This window comes from Streptomyces sp. NPDC045956 (assembly GCF_056430705.1).
This window is the reverse complement of the sequence record NZ_JBWKKZ010000014.1, coordinates 29,005-35,668: the sequence shown is the minus strand read 5'-3', so window position 1 is coordinate 35,668 and position 6,664 is coordinate 29,005. Positions and strand designations below refer to the sequence as shown.

Sequence of the window (6,664 nt, the reverse complement as noted above, 5' to 3'; positions counted from 1 at the left end):
GAGGGGGGAAACAAGGAGGGGGGAGGGAGGGGAGGAGGAGAGGGGGCGGACCCCCCCCCCCCCCCCCCCCCCCCCCCCCCCCCCCCCCCCCCCCCCCGCCCTCGGGGACGCGGTGGTCAGATCAGCGTGGGCTCCTTCTTCGGCGCGGGGACCGTGGTGTCCGGCGCCCCCTCCACGTGCTGGGCCGGCCGCCTGGGCAGCGCGAACATCAGCAGGAAGATCACGGCCATGACCGCGGCCACCCAGCCCAGCGCGTTCTCGAAGGCGTCCGCGTAGGCCGGGCCGACGCGGGCCGGGGCCAGGTGGTCGCTCATCGTGCCGAAGAAGACCACCGACACCAGGCCGAGCCCCAGCGCGTTGCCCATCTGCTGCACGGTGTTGATGAGCCCGGACGCGGCCCCGGCGTGCTCCCGCGGCACCTGGGACAGCACCGCGTCCGTCAGCGGGGCGACGATCAGGCCCATGCCGACGCCCATGACGACGAGCGGCAGCGCCATCTGCCAGGACGTGACGCCGAGGCCGTAGTGATCGGACTCCCAGATGTAGAGCAGGACGCCGGCCGCCATCACCAGCGCGCCCGCCTGGAGCACCTTGCGTCCGAAGCGCGGCACCAGCTTCTGCACCGACACCCCGGCCGCCACGGAGACGGCGAGCGAGAACGGCACGCCCGTCAGTCCGGCCCGCAGCGGGCTCCAGCCGAGCCCCACCTGCATGTACAGCGTCCACACCAGGAAGAAGACGCCGAGCGCGACGCCGAACACGGTCTGCACGGCGATACCGGCCGCGAAGCTCTTCACCCGGAACAGCGACAGTTCGACCAGCGGCGAACCGTCCCGGGCGCTCTTGCGCCGCTCGTAGGCCACCAGCACCGCGAGGACCACGACCGCGCCGGCCATCGAGAGGTACCCCCACAGCGGCCAGCCCAGCTCACGGCCCCGGGTGAGCGGGTAGACCAGCATCAGCAGACCGAGGGTGACCAGGGCGACCCCGACCAGGTCGAGCCTGAGGGCGCGCGGCGCCTTCGACTCGGTGATGTAGCGGCTGCCGAGGACGAGTCCGGCAACGCCGACCGGCAGGTTGATGAGGAAGATGGGCCGCCACTCGAGCCCGAACAGGTTCCACTCGGTGAGCAGGGCGCCCAGCAGCGGGCCGGACACGGCACCCAGTCCGACGATCGCGCCGAACAGGCCGAACACCTTGCCGCGTTCGTGCGCCGGGAAGGTGGCGTGCACGATCGACAGCACCTGCGGCACCATCAGCGCCGCCATGGCGCCCTGGAGGATGCGGGAGGCGACCAGCATCTCCGGGTTCACGGCGAGGCCGCACAGCGCGGACGCCACGGTGAAGCCGCCGATGCCGACGAGGAACACCCGCTTGCGGCCGTGTATGTCGCCGAGCCGTCCGCCGGTGATCAGACCGGCGGCGAAGGCGAGGGCGTAGCCGGCGGTGATCCACTGGATCTGGCTGAAGGTGGCGCCCTCGTCCCGCTGGATCGACGGGATAGCGATGTTGACGATGGTGACGTCGACCAGGTCCATGAAGGCGGCGGTCATCACGATCGCGAGGGCGAACCAGCGACGGCGGTCGCCGGCTGCCTGCCGGGCCGGGGCGGAATCCGGGGTGTGCGAGAAGGTCATGGGGCGAAGCTATGCCTTCAGTAGGACAGTTCCGGTCCTAGATGTGCGGCATCCTCGGCATCATGACGACGGATACTCCGGCCCGGCTGCTGACGCTCCTCTCCCTCCTCCAGACACCCCGCGAGTGGCCCGGCGGCGAGCTGGCCGACCGGCTCGGGGTCTCCCGTCGCACGGTCCGCCGGGACATCGACCGGCTCCGCGAGCTGGGCTACCCGGTGCAGGCCACCATGGGCGCCGACGGGGGCTACCGGCTGGTGGCCGGCAAGGCGATGCCGCCGCTCGTCCTCGACGACGAGGAGGCGGTGGCGATCGCGGTCGGACTGCGGGCCGGCGCCGGGCACGCGGTGGAGGGCGTGGACGAGGCGTCGGTGCGGGCGCTGGCCAAGCTGGAGCAGGTGCTGCCGTCGCGGCTGCGCCACCGCGTGGCCACGCTCCAGGCCGCGACGACTCCGCTGACCAGCGGGGACGGCCCGAGCATCGCCCCCGAGACGCTGACCGTCATGGCGTCCACGGTGGCCGGGCGGGAGCGGCTGCGGTTCGCCTACCGCGCGGGGGACGGCACCGGGTCGCGGCGCGTGACGGAGCCGTACCGGCTGGTGTCGACGGGGCGCCGCTGGTACCTGGTCGCCTACGACCTCGACCGGGAGGACTGGCGGACCTTCCGGGTGGACCGGGTGAGCGAGCCGTCGGCGACCGGGGCGCGGTTCGCTCCGCGCGAGCTGCCGACCGGGAGCGCGGCGGAGTACCTGCGGCGCTCCATGCAGCGGCAGAGCGGCTCGTACGGGATCGTGGTCGCCTTCGACGCCCCGGCCGAGGTCGTCGCGGCGCGCCTCCCGCAGTGGCTGGGGGCGCCCGAGGCGGGGGACGACGGCGCGTCGTGCGTCCTGCGGGCGACCGTGTCCGACTCGGTGGAGTGGATGGCGCTGCGTCTGGCGATGCTGGACGTGGACTTCCGGGTGCGGGAGCCGGTGGAACTCGTGGAGTGCGTACGAGGGCTGGGGGCGCGGTTGGCGAGGGCGGCGGAGGGGCCGTGACCGCGCAGGGCCTGCGACCCGCGGGGGCGCGGAGGGCACCGCGGGTCCCCACGCCCCAGCCCCAGTCGCCGTTGCCGTCGCCGTCGGTCTAGGTTCGGGGGCCGGGCTCCCACGCGAACCCCCGCATGCCTTCCAGGTTGCGCAGGGCCGGCTCCAGGGGGCTCCGGGCGGCGTCGGGGGAGGACGCCCAGCGCTCCACCGCCACCCGCACCGCCGCCCCCGCGACGGCGGCGCCGAAGTGCAGTTCGGGCGTGGTCCTCAGATGCGCGGCAACGTTGTCGTCGCCGCCGGACATCCGCTCGGCCAGCACCTCCACCAGGGCCCGCTCCGTCGTGTGGCAGACCTCCGCCCACACCTTGCGCAGGGCCGGGCTGCTCTCGGCCAGCCGGATGAGCGTGCGGGCCCACTCCCAGGACGCCGCCGAGACGCCGGCGCCCGGGGTCAGCGTGTGCCGCACGGCGTGTTCCAGCGCCTCGGACGGGGTCAGCCCGGCGGGCGCCTCGCGCACCGCCGCCGCCCAGCGCTCGGCGCCCAGCGCGTAGAGCGGGGCGACGGCCTCCTCCTTGGTGGCGAAGTAGCGGTAGAAGGTGCGCGGGGCGACGCCGGCGGCGCGGGCGATGTCCTCGGCCCGGGTGGCCCGCAGTCCCTGCCCGACGAAGAGGCGGGCCGCCGCGCGGGCGATGGCCATCCGGGTCTCGGCCTTGCGCCGCTCGGTCAGGGAGAGCGCCCCGGAACCGGGGGCGGACGGCGGGGAGGAGGCGAAGGGCCTCGGACCGGCGGACGGGACGGGTGGGCCGGACGATGCGGGGGTGGAGCTGCTCACGTCGGCAGGCTATGCCGCTGTGGCAGAATCTGCCATCCGGCGGGCCACCCCGGGGTTCAGGTCCGGGGTGTCCCGCCGCCCTGGTACGCCGCCCGGTGCGTCCCGCCCCACCGCGGTGCTGCCTGCGTGCCGCCGCCCGCCTCGCCGCGCGGACGGTGCGCGGCAGGTCAGCGCTCCCGCACGGAGGGAGCCGGGCTGCGGCACCCCGGGGGGAAGGGGCGCCGAGCCCGGCTCGGGAGAGTCCCGGCGCCGGGGGGAGTGCGTCGGGACGTGGTCCTGGGTGGCCCGAAGTCGGGTCCGCGAGGCGGTGGTCCGGGGCGGGACCGCTGGGCCCGGAGTAGTTTTTCCCGGGCCCCCGCCGGTTGAAGCAGCGTTGTACGGCCATGTTTGCGCGGGGTTCGGCCACCGGCGTGCGCCCCACGCATCACGCCACGACCCCTCCCTCACGGGAGCCGGCGGCGGATCGTCGCGAGCGGTGCCGCCGGCCGTGCCGCGTCCTGGCTACGCCGCCGCCTCGAAGCCGGTGTCGCGGGCCAGCTTCTTCAGCTCCAGCAGCGCGTGCTTCTCGATCTGCCGGATGCGCTCGCGCGTCAGTCCGTGCTCCTTGCCGACCTCGGTCAGCGTTCGCTCGCGGCCGTCGTCGATGCCGTACCGCATCTTGATGATGGAGGCCGTGCGCGGGTCGAGGCGGCCGATGAGGTCGTCGAGTTCCTCGCTGCGCAGCAGCGTCATCACCGACTGCTCGGGCGACACGGCCGAGGTGTCCTCCAGCAGGTCGCCGAACTGGGTCTCGCCCTCGTCGTCCACCGACATGTTCAGCGAGACCGGGTCGCGGGCCCAGTCGAGGACGTCGGTGACGCGCTCGGGCGTCGAGCCCAGCTCGGCGGCGATCTCGGCGGGCTCCGGCTCGCGGCCGTGCTCGCGGTTGAACTCGCGCTGCACGCGCCGGATCCTGCCCAGCTCCTCCACCAGGTGGACGGGGAGCCGGATGGTCCGGGACTGGTCGGCGATGGACCGGGTGATGGCCTGGCGGATCCACCAGGTCGCGTACGTCGAGAACTTGAAGCCCTTGCGGTAGTCGAACTTCTCGACCGCGCGGACCAAGCCGGCGTTGCCCTCCTGGATGAGGTCGAGGAGCGGCAGGCCGCTGCGCGGGTAGCGGCGGGCGACCGCGACGACCAGACGGAGGTTGGAGCGGATGAAGACGTCCTTCGCCCGCTCGCTCTCGTCGATCAGGGCCTGGAGCTCCTCCCGGGTGGCGTCCGCCCCGGTCTCCTCGTAGCCTTCGAGGACCTGCCGCGCGAACACACCCGCCTCGATGGTCTGGCTGAGCTCGACCTCCTTGGCGGCGTCGAGCAGCGGTGTGCGCGCGATCTCGTCGAGGTACATGCCGACCAGATCGCGGTCGGCGAGCTCGCCGCCGTTGGCGCGGACGCTGGTTGCCGCGGCGCTCGTCTCGCCGGTGGCGGACTTACGACGGGCGACGGCACGGGTTGCCATGCGTGCTCCCTTGCGATGGTGGTTCAGCGGGCGGTCCTGTGGACGTCGGTCACCTGTGGGGTCGTCTCCGGTCCCGATCCACTCTCGGGACGCTCCTGTCTCTCTCGGGACTCTCCTCGGGTGCCCTGCATCCGATGGAAACAACGACTGGAAACCGGACAGAATTCCCAGCGCGCCCTCCGATTTTTCTGATCATGCAGTACCCTGTGCCGCCACACAGGGAGGCACGATGCCGACGGAACGTACGGAGGTCCAGGTCAGACCGTGGGTCGAGGACGACCTCGAGGCCCTCACCGACCTCTACAACCACTACGTACGCGAGACGCCGATCACGTTCGACACCGAACCGTTCACTCCGCGCGAGCGCCGCCCGTGGCTGCTCTCCCACCCTGAAGACGGCCCGTACCGCCTGAGGGTTGCCACGGACGCGGACTCACGGACGATTCTGGGATACGCCACGTCCAGCCCCTACCGCGCGAAGCCCGCGTACGGGACCTCCGTGGAGACCACCGTCTACGTGGCCCCGCACGCCGGCGGCCGCGGCATCGGCACCCTTCTCTACACGTCCCTCTTCGAGGCCCTGGCGGGCGAGGACCTGCACCGCGCCTACGCGGGCATCGCCCAGCCCAACGAGGCCTCCGTCCGGCTGCACACCCGCCTCGGCTTCCGCCCGGTCGGCACGTACCGCGAGGTGGGCCGCAAGTTCGGCCGGTACTGGGACGTGGCCTGGTACGAGAAGCCGCTGTAGGGCGCCGGGCCCGCGCCTGCCCGCCCCCTCAGCCGAACTGCACCGACCGCTTGGCCAGCCCCATCCAGAAACCTTCGATCACGGACCTGCGCAGATCCAGTTCGCCGGCGGCGTCCGCGGCCCCCATGGTCACGAACAGCGGGGCGAAGTGCTCGGTGCGCGGGTGGGCGAGCAGGCCCGCCGGGGACTTGTGGGCGAAGTCGAGCAGCCCGTCCACGTCCCCGCTCTCCAGAGCGCGCCGGCCCCAGTCGTCGAACTCCGCCGACCAGGAGGGGACGCCGCCCTGGCGGAGCGCGGCCAGGTTGTGGGTGAAGAAGCCGGAGCCGATGATCAGCACGCCCTCGTCGCGCAGCGGCGCGAGCCTGCGGCCGATCTCCATGAGCCGCGCCGGGTCGAGGGTCGGCATGGAGACCTGGAGGACCGGGATGTCGGCCCCGGGGTACATCTCGACGAGCGGCACGTACGCGCCGTGGTCGAGGCCGCGGTCGGGGACGTCCTGCACGGGCGTGCCGGGAGCGCGCAGCAGCTTGCGCACGGACTCGGCGAGCGCGGGGGCCCCCGGAGCCTCGTAGCGCACCTGGTAGTAGCGCTCGGGGAAGCCCCAGAAGTCGTAGACCAGGGGGACGGTCCGGGTGGCGCCGAGGGCGAGCGGGGCCTCCTCCCAGTGGGCGGAGACGACCAGGACGGCTCGGGGGCGGGGCAGGGCCGCGGCCCACGCGGCCAGCTCGCCGGGCCAGACGGGGTCGTCGGCGAGCGGCGGGGCGCCGTGGCTCAGATAGAGGGCGGGCATGCGCTCCCGGGTGACGGCGGACATGGGGCTCCTCCAGAGTGCTGCTTCCGAAGCCGAGAGCCGCTCGAACGCAAGCTACTTGAACTCTCAAGCTTCACTGCCCACGAATCTACCCGCTCTTTGTTTAACTTT

Annotated in this window: 6 protein-coding genes; 2 read left to right on the top strand and 4 right to left on the bottom strand. The window is 73.2% G+C overall.

Annotation, left to right across the window (positions count from 1 at the left end; translation table 11 throughout):
• Nucleotides 1-116: 116 nt before the first annotated feature.
• Nucleotides 117-1,637: an MFS transporter gene (locus tag AC07FV_RS30470; protein ID WP_479090707.1), complete on the bottom strand. Its 1,521-nt coding sequence runs from the start codon at nt 1,635-1,637 to the stop codon at nt 117-119.
• Between the two features lie 62 nt (nt 1,638-1,699).
• On the opposite strand from AC07FV_RS30470, the gene AC07FV_RS30465 reads away from it, so the two are divergent.
• Entirely contained in the window at nt 1,700-2,671 is a 972-nt protein-coding gene (locus AC07FV_RS30465) for a helix-turn-helix transcriptional regulator (RefSeq protein ID WP_479090705.1), read from the top strand.
• Nucleotides 2,672-2,759: 88 nt separating this feature from the next.
• Here AC07FV_RS30465 and AC07FV_RS30460 read toward each other — a convergent pair whose 3' ends face one another.
• Entirely contained in the window at nt 2,760-3,494 is a 735-nt protein-coding gene (locus tag AC07FV_RS30460) for a TetR/AcrR family transcriptional regulator (RefSeq protein WP_479090704.1), read from the bottom strand.
• Nucleotides 3,495-3,995: 501 nt separating this feature from the next.
• Nucleotides 3,996-4,994, bottom strand: a complete 999-nt coding sequence (locus tag AC07FV_RS30455) for a sigma-70 family RNA polymerase sigma factor (RefSeq protein ID WP_356609031.1) — start codon at nt 4,992-4,994, stop codon at nt 3,996-3,998.
• Nucleotides 4,995-5,223: 229 nt separating this feature from the next.
• Between AC07FV_RS30455 and AC07FV_RS30450 the strand changes: the two genes are divergently transcribed.
• Entirely contained in the window at nt 5,224-5,742 is a 519-nt protein-coding gene (locus tag AC07FV_RS30450; protein ID WP_479090702.1) for an N-acetyltransferase family protein, read from the top strand.
• 28 nt (nt 5,743-5,770) lie between these two features.
• Here the strand turns inward: AC07FV_RS30450 and AC07FV_RS30445 are convergent, their stop codons facing one another.
• Nucleotides 5,771-6,556: a dioxygenase family protein gene (locus tag AC07FV_RS30445; protein ID WP_479090700.1), complete on the bottom strand. Its 786-nt coding sequence runs from the start codon at nt 6,554-6,556 to the stop codon at nt 5,771-5,773.
• Nucleotides 6,557-6,664: the final 108 nt, after the last annotated feature.

What these genes read in the sequence shown, in the direction of transcription:
- AC07FV_RS30470 (WP_479090707.1), bottom strand. Translation starts at nt 1,637, where the DNA reads ATGACCTTCTCGCACACCCCGGATTCCGCCCCGGCCCGGCAGGCAGCC.
- AC07FV_RS30455 (WP_356609031.1), bottom strand. Translation starts at nt 4,994, where the DNA reads ATGGCAACCCGTGCCGTCGCCCGTCGTAAGTCCGCCACCGGCGAGACG.
- AC07FV_RS30450 (WP_479090702.1), top strand. Translation starts at nt 5,224, where the DNA reads ATGCCGACGGAACGTACGGAGGTCCAGGTCAGACCGTGGGTCGAGGAC.
- AC07FV_RS30465 (WP_479090705.1), top strand. Translation starts at nt 1,700, where the DNA reads ATGACGACGGATACTCCGGCCCGGCTGCTGACGCTCCTCTCCCTCCTC.
- AC07FV_RS30445 (WP_479090700.1), bottom strand. Translation starts at nt 6,556, where the DNA reads ATGTCCGCCGTCACCCGGGAGCGCATGCCCGCCCTCTATCTGAGCCAC.